General features: G+C 58.6%; 23 protein-coding genes and 3 tRNA genes. 13 read left to right on the top strand and 13 right to left on the bottom strand.

From position 1 onward, the window contains the following. Positions 1-45 precede the first annotated feature (45 nt). From gmtX to DevBK_RS07310, 3 genes are all read left to right on the top strand, one after another. Positions 46-756 carry a gamma-mobile-trio protein GmtX gene (gene gmtX / locus DevBK_RS07320; RefSeq protein ID WP_317184962.1) on the top strand — a complete coding sequence of 237 codons (711 nt, stop codon included), beginning with the start codon at positions 46-48 and terminating at the stop codon, positions 754-756. A 437-nt stretch (positions 757-1193) separates the two neighbouring features. Continuing rightward, positions 1194-3164: an AAA family ATPase gene (locus DevBK_RS07315; RefSeq protein ID WP_317184961.1), complete on the top strand. Its 1971-nt coding sequence runs from the start codon at positions 1194-1196 to the stop codon at positions 3162-3164. Continuing rightward, on the top strand, positions 3157-3402 hold the full coding sequence (locus tag DevBK_RS07310; RefSeq protein ID WP_317184960.1) for a hypothetical protein: 246 nt from the start codon (positions 3157-3159) through the stop codon (positions 3400-3402). The genes DevBK_RS07315 and DevBK_RS07310 overlap by 8 nt, the downstream gene beginning before the upstream one ends. Before the next feature lie 40 nt (positions 3403-3442). On the opposite strand, the gene DevBK_RS07305 is transcribed toward DevBK_RS07310, so the two are convergent. Together DevBK_RS07305 and DevBK_RS07300 are read right to left on the bottom strand one after the other, a co-directional pair. After that, a complete protein-coding gene (locus DevBK_RS07305) occupies positions 3443-4744 on the bottom strand; it encodes a hypothetical protein (protein ID WP_317184959.1) in 1302 nt (433 codons plus the stop codon). A gap of 33 nt (positions 4745-4777) precedes the next feature. Next, a complete protein-coding gene (locus DevBK_RS07300) occupies positions 4778-5656 on the bottom strand; it encodes a DUF4238 domain-containing protein (protein WP_317184958.1) in 879 nt (292 codons plus the stop codon). A 246-nt stretch (positions 5657-5902) separates the two neighbouring features. Between DevBK_RS07300 and DevBK_RS07295 the strand changes: the two genes are divergently transcribed. Next, entirely contained in the window at positions 5903-6811 is a 909-nt protein-coding gene (locus tag DevBK_RS07295) for an ATP-binding protein (RefSeq protein ID WP_317184957.1), read from the top strand. Here DevBK_RS07295 and DevBK_RS07290 read toward each other — a convergent pair. Together DevBK_RS07290 and DevBK_RS07285 are read right to left on the bottom strand one after the other, a co-directional pair. Further along, positions 6759-7858 (bottom strand): IS3 family transposase gene (locus DevBK_RS07290; protein WP_317184956.1). Its coding sequence is split into 2 segments (ribosomal slippage): positions 6759-7609 and positions 7609-7858, totalling 1101 coding nucleotides; the frame shifts between segments, so codons are not numbered across the junction. The two genes, DevBK_RS07295 and DevBK_RS07290, sit on opposite strands and share 53 nt — an antisense overlap. Positions 7859-7905: 47 nt before the next feature. Beyond that, positions 7906-8358, bottom strand: a complete 453-nt coding sequence (locus DevBK_RS07285; RefSeq protein WP_317184955.1) for a hypothetical protein — start codon at positions 8356-8358, stop codon at positions 7906-7908. A gap of 125 nt (positions 8359-8483) precedes the next feature. Between DevBK_RS07285 and DevBK_RS07280 the strand changes: the two genes are divergently transcribed. Continuing rightward, positions 8484-9350 carry a hypothetical protein gene (locus DevBK_RS07280; RefSeq protein ID WP_317184954.1) on the top strand — a complete coding sequence of 289 codons (867 nt, stop codon included), beginning with the start codon at positions 8484-8486 and terminating at the stop codon, positions 9348-9350. A gap of 108 nt (positions 9351-9458) precedes the next feature. On the opposite strand, the gene DevBK_RS07275 is transcribed toward DevBK_RS07280, so the two are convergent. The 5 genes from DevBK_RS07275 to DevBK_RS07255 form a co-directional block, all read right to left on the bottom strand. Beyond that, positions 9459-9533: transfer RNA gene (locus DevBK_RS07275), tRNA-Glu, on the bottom strand. Positions 9534-9571: 38 nt separating this feature from the next. Further along, positions 9572-9646: transfer RNA gene (locus DevBK_RS07270), tRNA-Glu, on the bottom strand. A 233-nt stretch (positions 9647-9879) separates the two neighbouring features. Next, a tRNA-Glu gene (locus DevBK_RS07265) sits at positions 9880-9954 on the bottom strand. Between the two features lie 91 nt (positions 9955-10045). Continuing rightward, a complete protein-coding gene (locus DevBK_RS07260; RefSeq protein WP_062631152.1) occupies positions 10046-10522 on the bottom strand; it encodes a YcbK family protein in 477 nt (158 codons plus the stop codon). A gap of 205 nt (positions 10523-10727) precedes the next feature. Next, a complete protein-coding gene (locus tag DevBK_RS07255; protein WP_317184953.1) occupies positions 10728-11144 on the bottom strand; it encodes a VOC family protein in 417 nt (138 codons plus the stop codon). A gap of 185 nt (positions 11145-11329) precedes the next feature. Here DevBK_RS07255 and DevBK_RS07250 point away from each other — a divergent pair, with 185 nt between their 5' ends. Both DevBK_RS07250 and DevBK_RS07245 read left to right on the top strand, forming a co-directional pair. Next, positions 11330-11953 carry a cold-shock protein gene (locus DevBK_RS07250; RefSeq protein WP_082461242.1) on the top strand — a complete coding sequence of 208 codons (624 nt, stop codon included), beginning with the start codon at positions 11330-11332 and terminating at the stop codon, positions 11951-11953. Positions 11954-12004: 51 nt separating this feature from the next. Next, entirely contained in the window at positions 12005-12454 is a 450-nt protein-coding gene (locus tag DevBK_RS07245) for a DUF192 domain-containing protein (protein WP_317184952.1), read from the top strand. Positions 12455-12457: 3 nt separating this feature from the next. Here DevBK_RS07245 and trhA read toward each other — a convergent pair whose 3' ends face one another. Beyond that, positions 12458-13147: a PAQR family membrane homeostasis protein TrhA gene (gene trhA, locus DevBK_RS07240; RefSeq protein WP_317184951.1), complete on the bottom strand. Its 690-nt coding sequence runs from the start codon at positions 13145-13147 to the stop codon at positions 12458-12460. 160 nt (positions 13148-13307) lie between these two features. On the opposite strand from trhA, the gene DevBK_RS07235 reads away from it, so the two are divergent. Continuing rightward, positions 13308-13781: a metalloregulator ArsR/SmtB family transcription factor gene (locus tag DevBK_RS07235; RefSeq protein ID WP_317184950.1), complete on the top strand. Its 474-nt coding sequence runs from the start codon at positions 13308-13310 to the stop codon at positions 13779-13781. Between the two features lie 241 nt (positions 13782-14022). On the opposite strand, the gene DevBK_RS07230 is transcribed toward DevBK_RS07235, so the two are convergent. Then, entirely contained in the window at positions 14023-14772 is a 750-nt protein-coding gene (locus DevBK_RS07230) for an HAD hydrolase-like protein (protein WP_062631156.1), read from the bottom strand. A gap of 389 nt (positions 14773-15161) precedes the next feature. Here DevBK_RS07230 and DevBK_RS07225 point away from each other — a divergent pair, with 389 nt between their 5' ends. The 3 genes from DevBK_RS07225 to DevBK_RS07215 are packed head-to-tail and all read left to right on the top strand — an operon-like array spanning position 15162 to position 20373. After that, positions 15162-16430, top strand: a complete 1269-nt coding sequence (locus DevBK_RS07225) for a nitrate/nitrite transporter (RefSeq protein ID WP_317184949.1) — start codon at positions 15162-15164, stop codon at positions 16428-16430. Beyond that, positions 16427-17680, top strand: coding sequence for an NAD(P)/FAD-dependent oxidoreductase (locus DevBK_RS07220; protein WP_317184948.1), 1254 nt, complete (start codon positions 16427-16429; stop codon positions 17678-17680). Before DevBK_RS07225 ends, DevBK_RS07220 begins: the two co-directional genes overlap by 4 nt. A gap of 44 nt (positions 17681-17724) precedes the next feature. Continuing rightward, entirely contained in the window at positions 17725-20373 is a 2649-nt protein-coding gene (locus DevBK_RS07215; protein ID WP_317184947.1) for a molybdopterin-dependent oxidoreductase, read from the top strand. On the opposite strand, the gene DevBK_RS07210 is transcribed toward DevBK_RS07215, so the two are convergent. Together DevBK_RS07210 and DevBK_RS07205 are read right to left on the bottom strand one after the other, a co-directional pair. Continuing rightward, positions 20370-21131: an SDR family NAD(P)-dependent oxidoreductase gene (locus tag DevBK_RS07210; protein WP_317184946.1), complete on the bottom strand. Its 762-nt coding sequence runs from the start codon at positions 21129-21131 to the stop codon at positions 20370-20372. The genes DevBK_RS07215 and DevBK_RS07210 overlap by 4 nt on opposite strands. A gap of 3 nt (positions 21132-21134) precedes the next feature. Continuing rightward, positions 21135-21836 (bottom strand): creatininase family protein, encoded by a 702-nt coding sequence (locus DevBK_RS07205; RefSeq protein ID WP_317184945.1) that lies wholly within the window; start codon positions 21834-21836, stop codon positions 21135-21137. A gap of 117 nt (positions 21837-21953) precedes the next feature. Between DevBK_RS07205 and DevBK_RS07200 the strand changes: the two genes are divergently transcribed. Continuing rightward, positions 21954-22892: an isoaspartyl peptidase/L-asparaginase gene (locus tag DevBK_RS07200; protein WP_317184944.1), complete on the top strand. Its 939-nt coding sequence runs from the start codon at positions 21954-21956 to the stop codon at positions 22890-22892. Between the two features lie 119 nt (positions 22893-23011). Then, positions 23012-23719 carry a GntR family transcriptional regulator gene (locus DevBK_RS07195; RefSeq protein WP_061906947.1) on the top strand — a complete coding sequence of 236 codons (708 nt, stop codon included), beginning with the start codon at positions 23012-23014 and terminating at the stop codon, positions 23717-23719. Positions 23720-23766: the final 47 nt, after the last annotated feature.

Below are 23766 nucleotides of genomic sequence, written 5' to 3'. Positions count from 1 at the left end.
TCTGGTGGGTCCTGAGCGGTCTTCGTGGTGGATGGAAGTATCGAAATGAACGACATTAACAAGCAAGCCATCGACGTCGTGGAAACACGGCTCGCAGAACTCATTCAAGCCGCTGCGACCGAAACGGTTCGAGTGAAGCTGCGGAATATCAACGACACCTGCAAGCACTTGGTCGTCACCGGTAAGCAACGCCTGACCGTGCCATCCTTGCTTGCGGCATATGCCGCTCGCTTTTCGGCCAAGGATCAGTCGATCGCTGAATCCTCCATCCGCAATAAGCGTGATGGCAACAACCCTTATCACGAGCTTTATCGCGCCTGGGAAATGGCCGCAGAGGTGATCCTTTCCACAGCACCGCGTTCGGCAAAGGTGTTGGCTGGGGAAGTGATCGACATGACGGAGGTCTCGGCCATCAGCGACCCAGCCTTGCGTCATCAGGTTGGTCTGTTGGTAAGCCAGAACCGTAGCCTCAAGAGCCAGCTCGACATTCTGAAGCAGGTGAAGGGTACGCCGGTGATCCGGCTTGAAAGCGGCGTTGAGAGCATCGCGGGCAACCAACCCAACAAGAATGCGCAGCTGGAACTTACGGAAAGCGAGTTCTCGGCGTTGAGTGATTTTCTCGCGCAACGCCGTCTGTTGCAACGCGGACTGACCATCGGCGAATTGGGTGTGCTTCAGAGCAAGACGGGTAAGGAGCTGTCCGACCCTGGCTTTATCGACGCACTGAACAAGGTCATCGCCCATCTTCAAGCCTGATGATGCAACTTGATTTCGTGCGTTGACACCCCTGAATATGTTCTTTATTTGTTCCCTTATGCAAGTCCTGAAAACCATACGCAAACGCGACAGTCTATGCGCGACGCCCCTTGGACGTTGGCAGCATTGCTTTGCCCTTCAGACTCCTCAGTAATCCTGATCTGAGGGTGGGAGGGATCCTCAAGGAGACCTCACTTGCCTTTCAATTTTTTCGAGATCGCCGACGGTCGTGCCGACCGGTTTACCCCCGGCTTGCCATGTGTTGACGGGTTCCATGTGGCCGCGTTCATAAGCGTCCGACTATGGGTCAAACGACCCTGACGAGACCTTTCATGTACCCCACAAAATCCGGGCGACCTTCAGGGCGCCAACATATCCTGCAGCGCAGGGCGGACTTGTAGTCCTCGCCTTCTGCCATGCAGGGGCACGAGGCACAAATGGCCGATAATGATGACTATGACGACGACCACCTCGAAGACATTCCAAACGTAACGGCTTCGCCCCTCCCTACATCCAATCCCAAGGGCTTGCGCTCATCAACTCAGGTATTGCCCGAACTGATGCTGCGGGAGACTTTCACGCCCGAGCAGGTTTCTCAATTGCGGCGGGATCGCACGGCTTGCGTCGTGATCGAAGCCCCGACGGCCCAGTGGGTTGATCCGCTCGCGGCTGCCGGCAAGAAGCTGGGCGACTGGAAGTATGTTCAAGCCGCAACCGTCCCCAACCGCAGCACTGTCAGCAATGACGTCTTGATTGACCATGCCCTCAACGCGTTGGCGAGTGGCGGGCGGACGCTTGGTATTTCACAGGCGCCGCACCGATTATTGCCCAAGGCCATGACCACCACGGCAGACATCTTCCTCAAGGTAGAGCCGCCCTCAGATGCGATCATCCGGGAGGCCATTAAGGCTTCGACCGGCCGCTTCCCGCGGTCTTTGCCGAAGATGGTCGCAGCAGGCCTCGATTATGCGGAAATCTGTGCCGCAATTCGCATTGGCAGTACGGCAACCGCCTGCGTCCAGCGTCTTGTGGCTGCGGCCAATGCTAAGACAGCCGTCGACCCTGGTCTTGCGGCTGTGCCAGACATCGAAGATTTGCATGGTTATGGCGATGCGATGGACTGGTGCAAGGATTTGATTACAGATCTCGAGGCCTGGCGGCGGGACGAAATCAACTTTTCTGACCTGTCGCGTTGCGTCGTGCTGGCATCGCCTCCGGGCTTCGGTAAGTCGACCCTCGTTCGCAGCCTTGCAAAGTCCGCACGCTTGCCACTGGTTGCGACATCGGTAGGCGACTGGTTTGCGAATGGGCCAGGGTACCTCGATTCCATCATCAAGCAGATCGACGATGCCTTCAACAGGGCGGCAGCGAACGCTCCAGCTGTCTTGTTTATCGATGAGATTGACGGGGTTCCCCGGCGCAGTTCCCTCAATGGCGACCGGGGGTCATGGTGGTTGCCGGTGGTCAACCATCTGCTCCTCAAGCTCGATAGTGTTGTGTCTGGCGCTTCATCCAAGCTGATCGTGATCGGAGCGACCAACAATCCTGACAGGCTTGACCCCGGTTTGGTTCGGCCTGGTCGCTTGGATCGGATCGTCCATATCGCTTTGCCCAATACCGAGGCTCTCGCTGGTATCATCCGTCAGCATCTGGGTGAGGATCTGGCCGATGCCGATCTGACCCCCATTGCAACGCTTGGGGGCGGCAGCACTGGGGCGGACGTTACGGCATGGGTCAAGAACGCTCGCCGAGCCGCTCGTTCAGAGAACCGCGCCATGCGGCTGTCAGACTTGCTCGATCAAGTCGCTCCACCCGAAGATCGGCCGGCCGACTTGCTTTGGCGCGTCGCTGTTCACGAGGCATCTCATGCAGTGGTGAGCCATATCCTTCGCGAAGGATCGGTAGAGCGGGTTTCAGTTATTCGGCGAGCTGGTGAAGGAGGGCAAGCCGTCACCACACCGTTTGCGAGCTCCATCCTGTCGCGAGATGAGGTTGAAGCCATGGCCATGATCTATCTCGGTGGTCGCTGTGGAGAAGAGGTGTTGCTCTCGTCGGTCAGCAGTGGGGCCGGCGGCAGTGACGACAGCGATCTGGCTTTGGCAACCTATTGGATTACCCTTGGGCACACGGCATTTGGCTTCGGCAATACCCTGGCGTACCGTGCAAACCCAAAAACGGTCATGAGCCTTCTGCCCCTTGATACTCACCTCACGAAGGCGGTCGAGGCGGATCTGCAACGGGTCTATGCCTCAGGCTTGGAAATTATCGAGGCCAATGCAGGCTTGGTACAAACGGTCGCGAACAGCCTGATGGTTCACCGCTATCTGACCGGGCGTCAATTCCTGGACATTATTCGCAAGCATGCGACGGACGACGGCCTCGATTTTGTGGGTGAGCATCATGAATGACCTCCTGATCAAGGTGATCGTCCGCCTTGCCGGCGTACACGATAGTCTGGGCCCCCAAGCGTTTGAGAAGGCAGCCAAGCGTGCCCTGGTCGGTATCGCTACCGCGGTCAAAGACGAGGGCGAAGAACGGGCGGGCATCGATGGCTCGGGTCGCAAGTGCGGCACTGTCGTTCGGTTTCCGCTGGGGAAGACGACTGGCACCATTGCGGCCAGCAATGATAATGTTGAAGACACGTAGAGCCCTGCTTGCCGTGCGGGTCACCCGCTCGGCAAGCGTCTCAATACGTCCAAACCAGTCCCCGGCGGAGATAGTCGGGGACCGTATATCCCCGGACCTTGGGGTGGTTCTCGAGGTACATGCGCAACTCTCGAACAACATCGTAGGCGTCATTCATAAGCTCTCTCTGCTGGTGAAGAAATACCTGATCGAATGTGTTTTCTTCGGCGATGTGCGCAGGGCGAGCACGAACGGTTCGGATGTTCCGAAGCTTTTTGAAGAGTGCCTCCATCGCTTCCGGGTCTCTCGGCCGAAAACGCGGGGGGGACAGCCACTGCTGAAGGAGCGTGATTGTGCCGATGGGACTTTTGCGTTTATTCCCCGCTTCGTCTGTCACGGTTCCTGATGTTGGAATGTCACCTTTGAAAAACGCAACATCGATATCGTCAGTCAGCAGCAGGTTCAGCAGGAGGGCAAAATCCCGGAACTCCTTATTGGTGGAGCGGAGTAAAATTCCAAAACCGTGCGGTCTGGGATGCTGGACATCGGTTTTGAACAATGCCGGCTTACCCATCAGCCTGCACATCTCATTGATGTGGTACTTCTCTTCGAGGAAGGCGTCATAGATCGAAACTTTCTCGGGCCATTCACCCAAGATGTATGAGCTGTAAAATCCGGGGTGAAGCTTATAGTCCCCTTTGAGCTGATAGCCGGCCATCAACCTCTGCTCCTCGGCTCCGACATGCCGAAGATCGCGCAAAAAGATGGCGATGGCCCGATCCATTTGTTCATTGAAGGCAAAGCCAAACCGCGCAAGTTCTACGCCGTCAGCAACAGTCTTCGGTTCGGTCGTCCTATGGTCAGGATTGCGGTAGATACCGCCTGAAACATCATCCACCTCGTAATTGAAACGAGGGTCGTTCCGGTAAAATTCCAGGAGGCGGAGGTCAAAAACACGAAACTCCAGCTGTGGAGCGCCCAGCGCCATTTCCTGGGTAAACGGTCGATCAGTGAACGCAGCTCCGGCACGCTGCTCAACAAGGAACTGTCGAGTTGGGTATAGGCACCCCTCACCGAGGCCCTGTTCGGCCAGCTTTCTCAGTTGCTCCTCAACCGGCTCTTCAGCAAATGCCTTGATATGTGGATTGGGATGTCCGTCGCCTCGAACGAGATCGACTTTGCCGGCCTTTATGAGGCTCGCAACCGTGCTGACATCGAGCCCATGCACCCCATACCCGTTGAAGTCGTCTCCATTGAGGTAACGGTCCATAACGCGGTGGGGCAGGCGAGTGCCGACACCATAGAGGTTCCAGAGCCGGCGCAGTGGCGCCACGAGGGCTCGTAATATCTGTTCCCCCGCCATCGGAGCCACTCCGCTGCTTCTGTCGACCTATCTCTATCCCCACAGATAGTCAGAGGTCGTGAAATAGTCAGGTGTCTCGTATGGGATTTTCGACAACGACGAGACCAATTCACGTGACCGTCCAGCGATCATCACCGATTGCCGGACCATCGCTTCGTTCATAGTCCTCAGCTGTGCTCGCGTCAGTTGCTCGACATGAACCGTCCGGGCTTTTGTGTAGTAGCCGATGGCCATGTCGCTCGCGATCGGCATGAAGGAAATTTTGCCGCCAGGAGCATCTTTGGCTGCCTGCCCAACCCTTGCCATCGCGGTCGGGTGGTCGCCAAGAATGAATGCACCGTTTCGAGGCGCGACATAGATGGCCAGACCTCGCTTTCGCATCTCATCGAGAAGCTCATCTGGCGGCCCGGAGGTCTGGGCGGCAATGCGGGAATTCCTCTTGATCCGATCAACGTCCTTGGGATCAGACATCCATGCCCGATCCTCGTCCGTCCAATGAGGTTGGCTGGCGACTTCCGCCATCACGGCGTTGAACTCGTCATCGCTCAAAAAGCGGGAGTGCCAGGCCGATGAGCGCTTGTCCGCAAAATATCTGAAGTGCTGGAGAAATTCCCAAGTTGCTTCTTCCAGGCGCGGCTTCTTGCCTGCTCTGACGATATCGACGAGCTGGCGTATCAAGTGTGCGCCTGACGTTTCCATTTTAGCAAAGCCATGCTCGACCGAAACGTCCCGCTCTCCCTCATCACCGACAATGGTGTAGAGGTCGTCTTCAACAAACAGGTTTTCTGGCTTGGTCGATTTGATGTCCCCCACAGGAAACCCGCGACGCCAAAAATAGAGCCCCCGACGATCATTGAGAAAATTCCTCAAAATCATCCGAGGGATATAGTGGTGGCGGTGAGGCGCGTTCATACCGAGAATTCTCGCTCGTGGTGCATTCAGTTAGGCAAAAGTGCGGCATTTCACAACAAGCCGACGACACTCGTTCTCCGCATCATCTGCATCCCCGAAGCTCATCCCAAATTATCAGGGTCCTGAAACAGCAAAAGATAGCGCGCTCAAACAAAAATCCCACAAATCACAGGCAGCAAGTCTCTGTTGTCCCTTGATTTTGGCCAACACTTGCACATGCTCTTAGTACGAATTAGGGGGTGGACGGTGGCGAAACGCAATATTACGGATGACGAGATCGGGTTAATCAAGGCCATGCTAAAGAGAGGCATGCGAAACGACGAGGCCCACTTCCACTTCAATCGCCAGGATCGCCTCATTAGCCCCGGTCGTATCGCCCAGATCAAGAGCGGAAAATACGGGGGCGGAGTTGCCATCGCCAACGACAGCGCTCTCGACCAATTCCTCACTGCCTTCCGTCAGCGATCAGGCACACCTGCCAAAGCCAACATGCCTGCCGGTCCCGGGTCCAGCCACTTGTTCGAGGACAATGGTGGTGTGTTTCGGCTTCGCGGCACCGAGACCGATACGATCGAATGCAAGCTATCGTTTCGTATGCAACAGAACCGGTTCGCTGAAATCGTCAAATCCATAGCGGGCATGGCCAACAATAAAGGCGGAATGATCCTGTTTGGGGTTCGGGACGGGACTCTCGTTGTCGAGGGTCTGACGGATGACGAGTTCGAAAAGACCGATCCTGCTGCCATCAATCGCTTCCTTGCTGGCGCCTTGGATCCTGTACCGCACATCACAAAGTCCGCCATACGGATCGACGGCAAATACATTGGAATTCTGACCGTAGAACCTCATCCGAACGCTCCTGTTATCGCGCTTAAAGTGATCGGGCAGGATGTCAAAGAGGGATGTATTTATTTCCGATATGTCGGTGAAACGAGGACGATTAAGCCAGGTGAACTGAGACACATAATCAATATGCGAGAGCAACGTGCCGTCGCAGAATTTTCGAGACGAATGATGGGTGTTGCCACAGGCGAGCAAGCCACTGACGTGAGGCCCAAGTCCCCTCCGGTTTTACGGAGAGTCCTTGGGTTGATGTTTGGCCCTAAGCGGCCTGTTTTTCCAGTGCCAGATTGCTGGCAAATTCGCTGGGCGTGAGATTGCCCAACGAGGAATGCGGTCGGTGGTCGTTGTAGTCGTCCTTCCATGCGCCGATCCGCATCCTGGCTTCGGCCAGTGACGTGAACAGCGTCTCGTTGAGGCATTCATCACGGAAGCTGCCATTGAAGCTCTCGATAAAGCCGTTCTGCATGGGCTTGCCCGGTGCAATGTAGTGCCAGTCGATCTGCCGGTCCTGAGACCAGCGCAGGATCGCCATGCTGGTGAACTCGGTGCCATTGTCACTGACCACAGTCGACGGCCCGCCTCTTCGTGCAATGACGGCATCGAGCTCGCGCACCACCCGTCTCCCCGAGAGCGAGGTGTCCACGACCAGAGCGAGGCATTCCCTTGTGTAATCATCGACAAGGGTCAGCACCCGGAACCGCCGGCCATCGGTCAAAGCATCGCTGACAAAGTCCAGGCTCCATCGCTGGTTCGGCTGGTCCGGCACGATGATCGGCCGTCGTGTTCCCAAGGCACGTTTGCGGCCGCCTCGTTTGCGCACCTGCAGCTTCTCCTCGGCATAGAGCCGCCTGAGCTTCTTGATGTTCATCGCGATGCCCTGTCGCTGCAGCATCACATGGATACGACGATATCCGAACCGTCGCCGCTGGGCAGCAACGGTCTTCATCGCCTCTCGCAGAGCGCGGTCGTCCGGCCGCAGACTGCGATACCGCACGCTCGATCGATCCACATCCAAAGCTTCACACGCCCGCCGCTGGCTCACCCCGTGCGCCAGACAGGCATGAGCCACAGCATCCCGCTTCGCGTCGGGCGTCACCATTTTTTTGCTGCGACATCCTTGAGGATGGCATTGTCCAGCATCGCCTCGGCAAGGAGCTTCTTGAGCCGGGCGTTCTCGTCCTCCAGCGTCTTTAGCCGCCGCGCCTCCGACACGTCCAGGCCGCCATACTTGGCCTTCCACTTGTAGAAGGTCGCACTGCTGATGCCGTGCTTGCGACACAGGTCCGCCGTCCCAAGCCCGGCCTCCTGCTCCTTCAATATCGCAATGATCTGTTCTTCGTTGAACCTGCTGCGCTTCATGCGTCCGCCCTCTGTTGCGGCGGACTCTACCAAAATCTGGAGGAGACCTAGGGGCTCAGGTCATTGCCCTCGATCTCGAAACGGGCGAAGTTAAAGGGTCCGCAGGGGCCTTCGTTATTGATAAAACCCTGCTGCCGCAGATCCAGTTCATCCGTGAGGGCGACTTTTCGGAAGTGCGTGGAGCTCCAGCTCTGCGCCTGATAGGCGACGTTCAGCTGATAGATAAAGCGGCTAGAGAGCAGGCTCGCATCATCCGCGACACTGTAACCCCCGATGCTGTCGTGCGGAATTTTCTCCGCAGTGAGAAAGCCGCCCAACCCCTTCAATATATTCATGCCCAGGCCCACTGTCAGCGCAAGTGGCTGCCGATCTGGTACTATGCTCGCAGCACGGGGCTTACCGTCGACGAGCTCGTTGAAGACCTTCGGTCCATGGTCGCCACCCACCCTTCGAGCCGAAACGCGGTGGTGCAACGACGCCGCAAGACGGAAACGGCTCATAAAATTCATTCGGGCAAGGCCGCTGCGATGCTCGCGAGCATAATCGCTGGGGAGGGTGTTATGCCGGGAACGCCGAGCGAGAGGGTCGCACCGGTGCTGAATCTAAGTACCGCGAGGAATGCTTCATGAACACTCAATCGATAACCCGAACAACCATAGACCTTTGGAATGCGGATTCCTTCGATCAGAAGCTCCGCGAACTCTTGGATGCAAAAGCAGAGCTGCTCGTCTCATACTTCGACACAGAGAACGCCAACTTTCTTGCGTATGACCACGCTCGCGGCAGTGATCGGCTCGCTTCACGGCCGTCCAATCCTTACGCGACCGAATTTCTCAGCTTCGTTGAGGGCCTTGGTCGCTGGATGGAAAGTCGCTCAATCCGAGCCTTTCACTGCACCCGCATGACCAATGAAGAGGTCAAGTCGCTGCTGAAGTCGGGGATCGAACTGTCGACGCCCGAAACACTGCGGCGGCGTCTCGATGCGCTTGTTGATGCCGGTCACCTGTCGGCAGATAAAGCAGACGTTGCCTTCGATGACAGTCCATTTCAGGGTGACCAACTCGAATTCCGTTCCGGCATCTTCTGGCTTACTTCCCATCCTCTGGTGCCCTACGAAGGTGGCACCGAGGATCTCCTGGGCCGATGGGGTGGTGAGGTCGCCTCATTCTGGACGGAGGATAACGAGCTCATCGAAACACTCAGCCGTATCGGTACACCACGCATTTTAGAGATTGCTGTTCCGCTGCACGCGACCCATCATTCTTATGCGGCAGCTAATACGGTTGTTCGAACGTTCGCTCGCTCTCGCGGAGCATTGCCCGATAAGGGAGCTTTCGATCTTTATACCGAGCAGCCTTTGCCCGCCACGGCGGTGCTTGCGGTCCATAGCGAAGGGGACGCCGACTTTATCGCCATGGGCACGACCTATCCCGATAGCTATGTCGATATTAACGTCGGCAGATGGAAAGAGCTGACGGGAGAGGACGATTAATCCGGTTCACTCCGCAGCCTCCCGACATCATCAAAACCCGGAAGTTCCTTTTGCCCGCAGGTTCGATGCTTGCATGCCGATGAGACAACCCGCACCGAATAAATGGACTGGTGCGCCCTCCGGGAATCGAACCCGGCTCTTAGCCGTGAAAGGGCTACGTGCTCACCGATACACCAAGGGCGCCTTCTAATCAGTCAGTGATGGGAGCTGAATGGATTGACTGGTACGCCCACGGGGAATCGAACCCCGCTCTCCGCCGTGAGAGGGCGGCGATCTAACCGATAATCTATGGGCGCTCTAAGTCATTGAAAACAAACAGAAATTTGACTTCTGAATGCTTTTGTTCTCCATACCGTCCTATCGTTACAAAGCAATGGTAGTGGTAGGCCTACCAACGCTAAGCCCTTGAACATACACACTTGGTAGGTTCTCCGGGATATAAAGCCGTTCTAACCGATAGACGAAGGGCGCCTAAAGCTGTTTGAGCGCCTGAGCCAACCTGCTTTCCCAACCAAAAGTGGGAGAAGCGTGGTACGCCCTAGGGGAATCGAACCCCTCTCTGCACCGTGAAAGGGTGCCGTCCTAACCGATAGACGAAGGGCGCGCTCAACGCTGGGTGTCGTATAGAGGGAGCTTTTTCCGGACGCAACCCCCTTGTTGGAGATTTCAAACTTTTTTCAAAAAGGACAAAGTTATCAACAGCCTGAGAAGGTGACTGGTCGATTGTAGCCGCGCGGCCTGTCGCGCACATCGACATGGATGAAGCTCCGGCCCGGATAGCAGCCGAGCCCGCCGACGCCATTCGTGCGCATGGCGAATTCGATCAGCCGGGCTTTGTCCACGCCGGGAATATAGAAGTCGGCGGCCATGCATTTCATATGGAAGGAGTTGTCCGTCCCCCCGGCAGCCGAGTTGTGATAGGCGTCGCGATAGCCCGATTGCATCACGACCTTCTTGCCGAACTGGCCCTCGAATTCCCAGATCAGCAGACGCAGTTTCGGGCTGAGACAAAATGCATTGACGCTCTTGGAGGTGACATAGGTCCCCCAGTCCGATCTCAACCCCGAATAGCCGGAGCCGCTGCTTGAAGCGAACATGGCCATGGGCACGCAAGCCGCAAGTGCGGATACAATGGTTATGAGAGCGAGGATGGAGCGCAGAAAACGGGGCATAGCGACTTTCCCGATGGGCCCGTGTGGCGCATCTGCCACAGAAAAGGGCTGGACGGTGTAGTCGCTAAAATTAGAAGAGTTTCGCTAACCGCCCGCTAAGCAGCACGGTTAGCGATTTCTTAAGCCGAAACACCGCGGCACTCCTCCCCCTGCCAGGGGGAGGCGGGATGGGGGTAATTCCACGCGCTAAATCAGGCGATGTATCTTACCACTTGCCTGTATTCGCCATAGAAGCCCAAGGCTCCTGCGGCGGCAAAGTGCCATCCTGAATCAGCTCCACCGAAATTCCGTCCGGCGAGCGCACGAAAGCCATATGCCCGTCACGCGGTGGCCGGTTGATCACAACACCCATATCCTGCAGATGCTGGCAGAGCGCATAGATATCCTTCACCCGATAGGCGAGGTGACCGAAGTTGCGCCCGCCGGTATATTCCTCCGGGTCCCAGTTATAGGTCAGCTCCACTTCGCCGCCCTCGTCACCCGGTGCGCGAAGGAAGATCAGCGTGAAGCGGCCCTTTTCGTTTTCGGTGCGGCGCACTTCTTCCAGCCCGAGGCCTTCGCAGTAGAATTTGAGGCTTTCCTCGACATTGCTGACGCGCACCATCGTGTGCAGATATTTCATAACTAGCCTCCTTTTTAGTGTCCGGTCATTGGCCTAGCAATGCAAGCAAGCCCTCGCAACCGCGCCGGTTGCAACAGAGGACAACTATTTCGCAACACCTTCTTAACTTTTGAGCCTGAATCGGACAGAGTGGCCCTATTGTCGGAGTACCCGTAGTCACGGGAGTTGCGGAAAAGGCGTAGGGCATGGGGGCCAATCTTAACGGCGCAGGTGGGAATCCCACGGATCCGTCGCAGGAGTCCGGATCGGACCAGCGCGAAACCGTGCCTACACACGCAGATGATGCAAATCTCGATACGATCGAGATTTCGGGCACCATCAAGTGGTTCGATGCCGGCAAGGGGTTTGGTTTCATCATCCCCGATGATGGCAAGGCCGACGTCCTCCTCCACGTTACCTGCCTCCGCCGCGATGGTTACCAGACAGCTTATGAAGGCGCGCGCATTGTTGTCGAAGCGCTCAATCGTCCAGGTGGCCTTCAGGCTTTCCGCATCGTCTCCATGGATGATTCGACCGCCCGCCATCCCGCCCAGATGCCGAGCCCGCGCACGCATGTCGTGGTGGAACCCAGTTCGGCCATGGTTCGCCTGGAGGTGAAGTGGTTCAACCGCATTCGCGGTTTCGGCTTCCTCTCGGCGGGTGAGGGCGCGCCCGATATTTTCGTGCACATGGAAACGCTGCGCCGTTTCGGCATCACCGAACTGCGCCCCGGCCAGTATGTTCTCGTGCGCTACGGCAATGGCCCAAAAGGCCTTATGGTCGCCGAAATCCGCCCCGATGGTTGGGGCGACGCGCCATCGTCGCACTAAGTGCGTTCGGGCTGTCTCAATGTTAACGGACTGCTAACGAAAGCTCCTTCGATGCTGCACCAATTCAAGGCACTTGCTGCTGCCGCTGTCCTGCTCGCCGTCAGCCTGCCGGCCCTCGCTTTTGCCGACGATAGCCAATTGGTTATCCACTCCAAAAACGGCGATCACTCCTTCACCGTCGAAGTCGTCGATACCGCCGAAACCCGCGCGCGCGGCCTGATGTACCGTCAGGAACTCGGTGATGATGCGGGCATGCTCTTCGACTTTTTCGAAGAGCGTTCGGTCTCATTCTGGATGCGTAACACCTTCATACCGCTCGATATGTTGTTCATCGCAAGCGATGGCACGATCCGCAATATCCACATCAACGCCCGCCCGCACGACCCCACCTCTATTCCCTCGGATGGTCCGGTACAGTTCGTTCTGGAAGTCCCCGGCGGCCGCAGCAAAGAGCTCGGTATCGTCGCGGGCGATAAGGTCACCCACGACCGGATCGACTGAATTTCAGAGCCTGTGAATGACCATGCAGTCGAGCACTGCCCAAAGGTGGAGGCTGGCGCCTGCCACCACGAAAACATGCCATAAGGCGTTCTGAAACTTCAGCTTTTCCCAAAGGTGAAAACCGATGCCGGCGGAATAAGTCACGCCGCCGGCCAGCAAAAGCCATAGCGTCGATGGCGGCAGTTCCTCGGCCAGCCGCTGAAACACCAGAATGCCGCTCCACCCGATCGCGAGATAAAGCAGTATCGCCAGCCGCCCAAAACGTTGCGGCACGATCAGCTTTAGCGCCACCCCGATCAGCGATGCGCCCCAGACAAGGCTCATCATGATGGCGCCGGCGCGCGTGCCGCCAATCACGGCGAGAAACGGCGTGTAAGTTCCAGCAATGAAAAGGAAAATCGCCGCCTGATCAAAGCGCGCCAGGTGCATTTTGATCGGCGAAACTGGCCAGACATTGTAAGCGAGCGACACGCCCAGCACCGCAATCAGCGTTGCCACATAGACCACAAGCGCCGGAAACGCCTCCGGCGCGGTGTGCATCAGCGCCAGGACAAGCAGGATCGACCCTGCCGCTATCGCGCCCACAAGCCCAAGAACATGTACGACTGCATCGACCACCACCTCGGCCATGCTGAATGGCCGTTGCTCGCGACTCCACCAGGAATAGGTAGGGCTTTGGTCCTGCGATACCATGTGGCGATCCTCCTTGGGCTAAACTGACGCTTGAGGCATGACCACAATCTTATCCGCGGGTGGCAATCCCGTGGCATGCTGAACGCTGGTTGAACGTTTCTGGTGAACAAATGGTGCCATAACTTGACGTGTAACACCCTTGTTACATAGGGCTCGGCGCATGAGCAAAAGATCGAAGCCGCCCATCGCCCTTTATTCAGCCCTGGCTGACACCACGCGCTGCCGTATCCTTGAGATTCTCAAGGTCGCGCCGACGCCGGTCCATGTGCTGACCGAGGCTTTTTCGATCAGCCGCCCCGCCATCTCGCGCCATCTGCGCGTGCTGAAGTCCGCGGGCCTCGTCGCGGAGGTCAAAAAGGGTCGCGAAAATGTCTATGCCTTCCGCCCAGCGAAATTAACCGCTGCAAAAGGCTGGCTGGATCTCATCGCAACTGCCGCCGAGGCAGAAACTGTGGAGGCTGAGATGGAAGCCGTAGAAGTGATCATCGCAAAGCCCGCCGAAGCGGCAAAACTCAAGGCTGCACCGGCACAACTCCGTAAGGCGAAAGCTAAGCCCATCTTCAAAGATGAGAAGCAGGAAGAGGTCTCAGCCGCTCCCGCACCCTCTATCAGCCAGATGGGTTTTGATTTCTAGTTTGCGGTGAGTGGATAACGCCTGCCGGACCGGTCCTGTTTTGTCCCGAATAAGTTAAATCTGTCCACGATCGTCACCACCCGGCTCGTCCGGGTGGTCCATCCGTCAGTGCGATGGATTGCCCGGACAAGCCGGGCAATGATGGCAGCAATGGGTGGGTGTACCCTGATAGCTACAGGTCGGCATCATAAAAGCCTTTTGTAGACCATCGAAGCAAAGACTTGGCGCCGCAGCGCCAATCTCACGCAGTAGCCACTGCAAGCGGGTAGGGCGCCCGCACTGGTCCATAAAGATGCGTATCAAAGAGGTCGGACGTCAGCCGATCGAGATCATGCGCTGACCAGGCAATCTGCAATTGTGGGCAATCGCCGTCCATGGCCCGCAGCGCCGCACGCGCGCCCAGAGCCACTGGCACGATCGCACGCGACAGATTGGCAGAAGCGGAAAGCGCTGCATCCACATCCTTGCGCTGATCGCCAACATACCAGACGACGTCGCGCGCCCGCAGACCGCGCCCGACATTGCCGAGCGCCGCCTGAATGGAATCAGGCCAAGGCTTGCCGCGCGCCACGTCCTCGCGGAACACGCAGGTCGTAAAATACTTCCTGAGATCAAAGGCTTCGAGCACGTCGTGACCATAGCCACGACCAAGCCCATTGCTCACGAGGCCCAGAATGACCCCATTCTCATGGAGGCGTTCCAGAACCCTCCGCATCGTTTCGCACGGCACCAGCATCTGATCGACAGACTTGCGACGTACCCGATGAATCGCACGATGCACGAGCAGTTTTGGCATCTTGCATGGCGTTGTCTGTTGGCGCCGCATCAGGCGGAACCGCGCAACAAGCCTTGCGGCACGGTGCGAGCAATCGTCCAAAAACTCGAGCGCCTGCAAGACGCGCGGGTTAATATGGTTCACCAGAGTGCCGTCGAGATCGAACAGCACAATGGTCGGTGGCGTCTGATTTGAATCCAGTGTCGCATCCCCCATTTGCCCCGAGTTTGCCGTATTTTAACCATCGGAGCAACCCGCTTGCGGAAAATCGAGTTTGGCCCTGTGCGTTATCCGCCCGCGCCTCCTGCAATTCGCATTCAATATGTGCAGGCTCCAAATTTGGGCAAAAAATATGCGAATGATGCCCAATTAGGCGATTGGTCGCCAAAGTCGATAAAATCTGGAATCAGCTAAATAGTTGCGCCATAACGTCTTTTGCCGCGAAGTCCGGCTGGCACACTAAATGCATTACCTCTGGTGAAACGCTCTCAGGAGCGATTGAACCGGCGTCCAACGATGGGTGCCACAGGCAAGGCTGCCAATAGAAGCGATCGGAACATCCGGTCGGCTCTGTTGGCGGCCTTTTTGTTTTAGGGGTGAAAGGCATGACAAACATGCAGTCGACTTCCTCAGCGCAATCGACACGCGCGCTGACCATGTCCACGGTGGCATTCACCGTGTGCTTTGCCGTCTGGACGATTTTTTCCATTATTGGCGTGCAATTGAAGGACCAGCTTGGGCTCAGCGAAACCCAGTTCGGCCTCCTGATCGGCACTCCGGTGCTCACCGGCTCGCTGGTCCGCGTCCTCCTCGGCGTGCTTACCGATCGCATGGGCGGCCGCATCGTCTATGTCATCACCATGCTCGCCGCGGCACTGGCGACCTTCCTCCTCACCTTCGCCCAAACCTATGAGCAGTTTCTCATAGCCGCGCTTGGCGTCGGTCTCGCGGGCGGCTCCTTCGCCGTCGGCGTAGCTTATGTGTCCCGCTTCTATGCCGCCGGTAAACAGGGCACGGCCCTCGGGATTTTCGGCGTCGGCAATGTCGGATCGTCCGTCACCAAATTCCTTGCTCCCTTTGTCATGCTCGCCTCGGGCTGGCAGTCGGTCGCGCTTATCTGGGCTGCTGCGCTCGTGGTGATCGCTGTGGTCTTCTGGTTCACCACCGAAGATGATCCGATCATCGTTAGGCGCCGCACCGAGCCCTACACGCCCAAGAGCCTCCTCAGCGAATTCGAGCCGCTGCGCAATCTTCAGGTCTGGCGCTTCGCCCTCTATTACTTCTTCGCCTTCGGCGCCTTCGTTGCACTCACCCTGTGGCTGCCGCGCTACCTGATCGGCGTCTATGGCTTTGACATCAAGACAGCCGGCATGATCGCCGCCTTCTACTCAGTCCCCGCCAGCATCTTCCGCGCTTATGGCGGCACCCTCTCGGACCGCATCGGCGCCCGCACTGTGCTCTATTGGACCTTCGGTGTTTCGCTGCTGATGACCGCCATTCTGGCTCTGCCGACATCCGATTTCGTCGTTGCCGGCATCAACGGCCCCGTGCCGCTGCACTTCGAGTTGAGCCCCTGGGCATTTGTTGGCCTGGTCTTCGTCCTCGGCTTTTTCATGAGCCTCGGCAAGGCCGCGGTTTATAAGCACATCCCGGCCTATTACCCTCAGAATGTCGGCGCCGTCGGTGGTCTGGTCGGTATGATCGGTGGCCTCGGTGGCTTCGTCCTGCCGCTGCTCTTTGGCTATCTCAATGATGTCACTGGCATATGGTCGAGCTGCTTTATTGCGCTCTTCGTGCTGGTCGCCGTCGCATTCCTCTGGATGCACATGACCGTCCGGCGCATGGAGCGCCAGCCGGTCGGGCAGCCCGCATGAGCGGTAGGCAAAAACTCGTCGTGGTCGGGGCCGGTATGGCCTCCGGCCGCGCCCTCGAACATCTTTTCGCCGAGGCGCCAGACCGCTACGACGTCACCCTTTTCGGCGCCGAGCCGCGCGGCAATTACAACCGGCTGATGCTCTCTCCGGTCCTCGCTGGCGAAAAGAACTTCGAGGACATCATCACGCACGATGCCGCCTGGTACGCCTCGCACGGCGTCAACACCCACTTCGGCGAACACGTCACCGCCATAGATCGCCACCGAAAGGTGGTGATCTCGCGCAGCGGCGAAACGCCATACGATACCCTTGTCGTCGCTACAGGTTCGGCCCCTTTTGTCCTGCCCGTCGCCGGCAAGGACCTCCCCGGCGTTCTGGCTTTCCGCGATTTTGACGACGTGCAGAAGATGATCTCGGCCGCCGCCATGCCCGGCTCACGCGCCGTCGTCATCGGCGGCGGTCTCCTCGGCTTAGAAGCCGCCGCCGCTCTCCGCCTGCGCGGCATGGGCGTCACAGTGCTCCATGCCGCCGACCATCTGATGAACCGCCAACTCGATCCCGTTGCCGGGGCCATGCTCCAAAAAGCTTTCGAGGACCGCGGCATCGAAGTGCTCTGCAAAGCCCAAACCCAGGCGATCATCGGCCACGATCGTGCCGAAGCTGTCATGCTTGAAGATGGCCGGCTCTGCCCGGCCGATATCGTCGTCATGGCAGTGGGCATCCGCCCCGAAACGCGCCTTGCAACCGATGCCGGCATCCATGTCGAACGCGGCATCGTCGTCGACGATCAGATGCGCACGTCCGACCCGCACATCCTCGCTCTTGGCGAATGCGTAGAACACGATGGCATATGCTACGGCCTCGTCGCCCCGCTTTACGATATGGCGGCTGTCCTCGCCAAAACCCTAGCGGATCAGCCTGCCGCATTCAGTCCCGTGCCCACGGCGACCCAACTCAAGGTCACCGGCATTTCAGTTTTTTCGGCTGGCGATTTCGAAACGCGCGACGGGCAGGAAGACATCGTGCTGCGCGACGAGGAAGACGGCATCTATAAGCGCCTTATCCTTCGCGATGATCGCATCGTCGGTACCGTGCTCTATGGCGAAACCACCGACGGTCCCTGGTTTTTTGACCTACTCCGCGATTCCGCCGCGACGGGCGATATGCGCGGTACGCTCATCTTCGGCGCGGCTTTTCAAGGCAGCGCACCGATAGATCCCTATGGCGGACGGTGCAGCGTCGCGGGATGATCCGCGCCGCTTCCTTCGCCTGTCGACTTTGGAAACTACGCTGCATGACCGCCCTCGGCTCCGCCAAAACCGTCAAGACCACCTGTCCATATTGCGGCGTCGGCTGCGGTGTCCTTGCAACGCCCCGAGCCGATGGCACCGTCGCGATTGCGGGCGATCCCGATCATCCCGCCAATTTCGGTCGCCTCTGCTCCAAAGGCTCCGCACTCGGCGAAACCCTTTCCTTGGAAGGCCGGCTTCTCCACCCCGAAATCGGCAATCGCCGCTCCAGTTGGGGCGAAGTTCTCGACCTGGTCGCAGCTCGTTTTCGCGAAGCCATCGAGCAATACGGTCCAGATTCCGTTGCCATTTATGGCTCGGGCCAGCTCCTCACAGAGGATTATTACGTCGCCAACAAGCTGATGAAGGGGTTTGTCGGCAGCGCCAATATCGACACCAATTCCCGGCTCTGCATGGCATCGTCGGTCGCTGGCCACAAACGCGCCTTCGGCTCCGACACCGTCCCGGGCAATTACGAAGATCTCGAACTGGCCGATCTCGTCGTGCTCGTCGGTTCCAATCTCGCCTGGTGCCACCCCGTGCTTTACCAGCGCCTCGCCGCCGCCAAGGCCGAACGTCCCGATATGCGCGTCGTACTCATCGATCCGCGCCGCAGCTCCACCGCCGACATTGCCGATCTTCATCTGCCGCTCCGCTCCGACGGCGATAGCGCACTTTTTGTCGGTCTCCTCGGTCATCTCGCGCGCTATGGGCAGGTTGACGCCAACTTCGTGGCGCAACACACAAGCGGCGCCGAAGCTGCCTTGCTCCTCGCCGAAGATTGGCCGCTCGACCGCGTCGCCGAAGCCACCGGCGCGGCAGCTGCCGACATCGCAACATTTTATGACTGGTTCGCCAAAACCGAGCGCACCGTCACCGTCTATTCCCAAGGCGTCAATCAATCCGCCTCGGGCACGGACAAGGTCAATGCCATCATAAACTGCCATCTCTTGACCGGCCGCATCGGACGCAAGGGCATGGGCCCCTTCAGCGTCACCGGTCAGCCCAATGCCATGGGCGGTCGCGAGGTCGGTGGTCTCGCCAATATGCTGGCCGCCCATATGGATTTCACGCCCGAAGCGATCGACAGGGTAGGGCGCTTCTGGCAGGCGCCCAATGTCGCGACCAAGCCGGGCCTCAAGGCTGTCGATCTCTTCAGCGCCATGGCGCGAGGCGACATCAAGGCAGTCTGGATCATGGCGACCAACCCCGTGGATTCTATGCCCGATGCCGACGCCGTTCGCGCCGCTTTCGAAGCTTGCCCCTTCGTCGTGGTCTCAGACATGAATGCGAAGACCGACACTGGCCACCACGCCCATGTCAGACTTCCGGCCGCGGGCTGGGGCGAAAAGGAAGGCAGCGTCACCAATTCGGAGCGCCGCATATCCCGCCAGCGCCCCTTTCTTGCCCTTCCAGGAAAAGCGCGTCCTGATTGGTGGATCATTTCCGAAGTTGCGCGACGCCTCGGACATTCCGCAGCCTTTCCCTATCGCACCCCGGGCGACATTTTCGCCGAGCACGTTGCGCTCTCTTCCTTTGAAAACGACGGGACCCGCGACTTCGACCTCGCCGGCCTTAGCGGCGCCGATTATGCGGCCATCCAACCTACCCAATGGCCGGTGCGAACCAAACCCAGCGCCCGCATGTTCGGCGATGGCCGCTTCTTCACACCCGATCAAAAAGCCCGTTTTGTCCCGGTCGTGCCGCCGCCGCCCATCCGCCCGGCGCCCGGCTCATTCGTGCTCAACACTGGCCGCGTTCGGGACCATTGGCACACCATGACCCGCACCGGCAAAGCCGCGCGGCTTTCCGCCCACTATGCCGAGCCTTTCCTCGAAATTCACCCTGCCGACGCCGAGCGCCTCAACATCCGCCGCGCCACTCTGGTCCGTGTCTCCAATGCCCGAGCCAGCGTGACGCTGCGCGCTGTGGTCACCGATCGCCAGCCACAGGGCCAGGTCTTTGCGCCCATGCACTGGACTGATCAATTCGCCTCCAATGGCCGCATCGATTCACTCGTCGCTGCCAAGACTGACCCTGTCTCTGGTCAGCCCGCCCTCAAAATGGCGCGGGTCCATGTCGAGCCCGCTGGCACTCGCCTCTTTGGCTTCTTCGTCGCCACCCAAAGCCCAGCATTGACCAGCGACTATTGGGCTATCGCGCCCGTCAACGGCGGCACACGCGGCGAACTGGCATGGTTCAATGAGCCCGAAGATTGGATCGCCTGGCTCAAGGAAAATTTCCACCTCCCCGCCAATGCCAGCATCAAAACATTCAACGACGACCGGGCCGGCCGCCGGAACTTCGCAGTGCTCGAAGATGGACGCCTGATCCTCGCGCTCTACACCTCTCCCGATCCCGTCATTGTCTCCCGCCAATGGGCGACGACGCTTCTTACCAAAACAAACCTCAGCGCCTCAGTCGTGCTCGCCGGTCGTCCTGGCGCCGACACGCCCGACCCGGGCGCCACCGTCTGCTCCTGCTTTTCCGTCGGCATCAACACTATCACCGCCGCCATCGCCAAGGACGGATGCGACACTGTGGAAGCCATCGGCCACTGCACCAAAGCCGGCACCAATTGCGGCTCCTGCCGCCCCGAAATCCGGAGGATATTGGCGTCAGCAATGGCCTCGCTCAGCCAAACGCGATCCTAAGCCCGCCCGCCATCGACGCTGATAATCTGCCCCGAAATCCACGACGCTTCATCGGATGCCAAAAACAGCGTTGCCGCCGCTATGTCATTGGGCGTGCCCAAGCGCCGCGTATGCGTCGACGCGATCAGGCGGTCTTGTTGGTCACTCGTATAGCTGTCCCACTGGCGCTGGGTGTTGGGATTAGACAACACGAAGCCCGGTGCAACGCTATTCACCGTTATTCCAGCGGGCCCCAGTTCAAGCGCAAGCTGCTTGGTTAGCCCGACCAGTGCGTGCTTTGCCGCAGAATAGGCCTGAATGCCCGTGAGGCTGGGGCGAAGTCCTGCCCCGGATGAAATGGTGACAATCCGCCCCGCGCCACGTTCTTTTATATGAGGCGCGACTGCTTGAGCGCACCATAGCGCGCTCTCGACATTGGCCGCGAATAGCTGTTGCCACGCATCCGGCGTAATGGCCTCCAACGGGCCGCCCACCTGCCCACGGACACCTCCGGCCGCAGTCACCAAAATGTCGATGCCTCCCGCCGAGCGCACGACCTGCTCCACTGCCCTGGCAACCAAGGTCTGATCAGCGAGGTCGACGGGGATCGTGAGCGCCACGCCCGACGATGCCAACGGCGCCATCCCGGCCTCGTCGATATCAAAGCCCGCGACAGAGGCGCCGGCTTGGGCAAAAGCAATGGCAATTGCGCGGCCAATGCCTTGGGCGGCACCGGTCACGATGACGGACTTTCCGTTGAAGTCGAACGTTATGGACATGACCTAAGCCCAACCGTTCTCGATCAAAGACCTGGTTTCGTCGATCGCAATATCCCAGATCGCTTGCATTTCCTCGTCTGGCCGCTGGTAGAAGCCACCGAAATTACCGTCGCCGAGATAGTCCTTTACCGCCTGGCTTCCCATCGTCTTCAGCTTGTCCAGATCACTCATCGTCTTTTGGCTGCTGGGCATGCCGATATTGGGCAGTCGCGTCCATGCAAAGTTCTCCATCCATGACGCATGGCTGGCGACGGGGTCTATGGCTTGCACCTTGGCGAAAGTCTTCGGTGCATTCCACCAGTTGTGCCAGCGTATCCGGCAATCGGCATGATCGTTTAGCCATTCGAGAGCCGTCGTTTGGCCCGGGCTGTTTCCGCCATGTCCATTGACGAAAAGGAAGCGCCGAAAACCCTGGCCGGCAAGGCTATCGAGCATGTCGGTGATGATCCGGCCGTAGGTTTCGGCGCGGAGCGAAACGCTGCCGGGATAGGCAGTGAAATAGGGGGTAATTCCATAGGCCAGAACCGGAAAAACCGGCACGCCGGTCGGATCTGCGGCTTCGACCGCCACTTTTTCCGCTAGGATCGAATCGACACTATTCGAGAGGTAGGCGTGCTGCTCCGTCGAGCCGAGCGGGATGATCGCGCGATCGTCCCGGCGCAGATAGTCCTCGACGGCAAACCAGTTCATGTCCGAAATTTTCAAGGCTGATATCCCAATCCAGTCTGACCACGCACCACCGATTGACCAGCGGCAGAACTGGCCTCAGGGTTGACCACAAGGCGGCGCCGATCAAGCCGCAATCTCAGGGAGACCTATCAATTGGCGACACTTGCCATTCACGGAGGCGCTGGCACCATTCCGCGCGGCTCGATCACAGAAGAAGGTTATCGCGCAGCTCGTGAGGGGCTCAGGGCCGCTCTTGCCGCCGGATGGTCTGTGCTGAAAGAGGGTGGCCTCGCCATCGATGCGGTCGAGGCTGCGGTCGTGGCGCTGGAAGATCACCCCAGTTTCAATGCAGCCCATGGCGCAATCCTCAATGAGCGACAAGAGCATGAACTCGATGCCGGAATCATGGATGGGCGAACCTTGGCCGCGGGGGCGATCGCATCCGCCCGCCACATCCGCAACCCGATCCAGGCTGCGCGCCTGATCATGGAAGACGGCACGTGCCTGCTGCTTTCCGGTGCGGGTGCCGACGATTTTGCGCGTGGCCAGGGCCTTGCTATGGTCGAGCAGGATTATTTCACGACGCCCCTTCGAAAGCAGCATTGGCAGCGCGCCGAAGACGAGCGTACCGGCAAACTCAATCGCAGCCGCACGGAAGCGGAAAAGCACGGCACGGTGGGAGCCGTTGCGCTGGACGACGCCGGCAATCTTGCAGCGGCAACGTCGACGGGCGGATACACATTCAAGCGCGCCGGGCGTGTAGGAGACGCGCCGATCATTGGTGCGGGGACCTATGCGCGCAATGGCGTCGTCGCCGTGTCCTGCACAGGCCTCGGCGAGTACTTTATCCGCCGATGCACCGCCCACGACATTGCATCGCGCATGCTCTACCTCGACACCCCTCTTGCCGATGCAACACAGAATGCGGTCAACGAGCTGAAAGGGGACGGTGCCGGCGCCGGGATAATAGCGATAGACCGCCATGGTGCCATTTCGTTGGTGCACAATACTGAAGGCATGTATCGCGGCAAAGTGTCAGACGAAGGTGTGATCTACGTCGGCATTTACGCTGACGACTTCGGCGCGGAATAATCAATCCAGCCTTTGATTGTCTAATTGTAAGGCAATGTTGTGGGGAAATAGGCCGGGTGATAGAAGCGGCCTTGTGTTGGCGGCAAAGCCTTGCCCCGGCGCCCAAGGTGGAGACACGCATGCACGGCGAAGCAAACCTCGTCGAACTCCCGCAACCCAAGCGGATTTCGCTGTCGGAAAGCGTCGCCGATACTATCGCCGAAGCCATCGCGACCCGCATCATTTTGCCCAATGAGCGAATCGTCGAAACGACGCTGGTGGAAAAACTTGGTGTCAGCCGCGTGCCGATCCGCGAGGCGCTGAAAGTGCTGCACGCGCAGGGCATTATCAGTGGCGGTGGGCACAAGGGTTATAGGGTCGCCGCTTTTGAACCCGGCATTACCCAGCAGATCATGGAAGTCCGCCTCAGTCTCGAGACCTTCATGCTGCGCGACGCCATCGAAAACTGGCGCAAGGGACAAGGCAGTCCCAAAGTCCTTCAGCCGTCTATTGAAATGATGATCGCCTCGGCCAAAGGCGGCAGTCTGCGCAATTCGCTGATTGCCGATCTTGAATTTCATCGGGCGATCCGTCAGGCAGCGCATAATCCTATCGTCGGCACCCTCTGGGACACGATCGCACGCCATGTGCTGATCATCTTCAATTTCGAGCGGTTCCGCGACGAAGACCTTGAGGCAAGCGCCCGGCAACACGAGCAGTTTCGCGACTGGATTGTGGCGCAGGTTGCCAAGCCCTCGACGCCGTTCAAGGATATCCAGGCGGCACTCGAAGACCATATGCTGTTGATTGCACGCAAGAAAACCGGCGACGTTTCCATCAGCCGCTAAGGCAGCGAGCCGATAAAAAGTCGGTTGATCGATTGTATACTGTATGA

The sequence above is a fragment of the Devosia sp. BK genome (assembly GCF_032907385.1).
Classification (GTDB): Bacteria; Pseudomonadota; Alphaproteobacteria; order Rhizobiales; family Devosiaceae; genus Devosia.
The sequence above is the reverse complement of the archived record's forward strand: the minus strand, read 5'-3'. Positions and strand labels throughout refer to the sequence as shown.

Coding starts and splice junctions, on each gene's coding strand:
- DevBK_RS07305 (WP_317184959.1), bottom strand. CDS start 4,744: ATGGCGGGGGAACAGATATTACGAGCCCTCGTGGCGCCACTGCGCCGG.
- DevBK_RS07285 (WP_317184955.1), bottom strand. CDS start 8,358: ATGAGCCGTTTCCGTCTTGCGGCGTCGTTGCACCACCGCGTTTCGGCT.
- trhA (WP_317184951.1), bottom strand. CDS start 13,147: ATGGTATCGCAGGACCAAAGCCCTACCTATTCCTGGTGGAGTCGCGAG.
- DevBK_RS07310 (WP_317184960.1), top strand. CDS start 3,157: ATGAATGACCTCCTGATCAAGGTGATCGTCCGCCTTGCCGGCGTACAC.
- DevBK_RS07210 (WP_317184946.1), bottom strand. CDS start 21,131: ATGTCCATAACGTTCGACTTCAACGGAAAGTCCGTCATCGTGACCGGT.
- DevBK_RS07260 (WP_062631152.1), bottom strand. CDS start 10,522: ATGCCCCGTTTTCTGCGCTCCATCCTCGCTCTCATAACCATTGTATCC.
- DevBK_RS07195 (WP_061906947.1), top strand. CDS start 23,012: ATGCACGGCGAAGCAAACCTCGTCGAACTCCCGCAACCCAAGCGGATT.
- DevBK_RS07220 (WP_317184948.1), top strand. CDS start 16,427: ATGAGCGGTAGGCAAAAACTCGTCGTGGTCGGGGCCGGTATGGCCTCC.
- DevBK_RS07225 (WP_317184949.1), top strand. CDS start 15,162: ATGACAAACATGCAGTCGACTTCCTCAGCGCAATCGACACGCGCGCTG.
- gmtX (WP_317184962.1), top strand. CDS start 46: ATGAACGACATTAACAAGCAAGCCATCGACGTCGTGGAAACACGGCTC.
- DevBK_RS07300 (WP_317184958.1), bottom strand. CDS start 5,656: ATGAACGCGCCTCACCGCCACCACTATATCCCTCGGATGATTTTGAGG.
- DevBK_RS07215 (WP_317184947.1), top strand. CDS start 17,725: ATGACCGCCCTCGGCTCCGCCAAAACCGTCAAGACCACCTGTCCATAT.
- DevBK_RS07280 (WP_317184954.1), top strand. CDS start 8,484: ATGAACACTCAATCGATAACCCGAACAACCATAGACCTTTGGAATGCG.
- DevBK_RS07245 (WP_317184952.1), top strand. CDS start 12,005: ATGCTGCACCAATTCAAGGCACTTGCTGCTGCCGCTGTCCTGCTCGCC.
- DevBK_RS07255 (WP_317184953.1), bottom strand. CDS start 11,144: ATGAAATATCTGCACACGATGGTGCGCGTCAGCAATGTCGAGGAAAGC.
- DevBK_RS07315 (WP_317184961.1), top strand. CDS start 1,194: ATGGCCGATAATGATGACTATGACGACGACCACCTCGAAGACATTCCA.
- DevBK_RS07235 (WP_317184950.1), top strand. CDS start 13,308: ATGAGCAAAAGATCGAAGCCGCCCATCGCCCTTTATTCAGCCCTGGCT.
- DevBK_RS07250 (WP_082461242.1), top strand. CDS start 11,330: ATGGGGGCCAATCTTAACGGCGCAGGTGGGAATCCCACGGATCCGTCG.
- DevBK_RS07230 (WP_062631156.1), bottom strand. CDS start 14,772: ATGGGGGATGCGACACTGGATTCAAATCAGACGCCACCGACCATTGTG.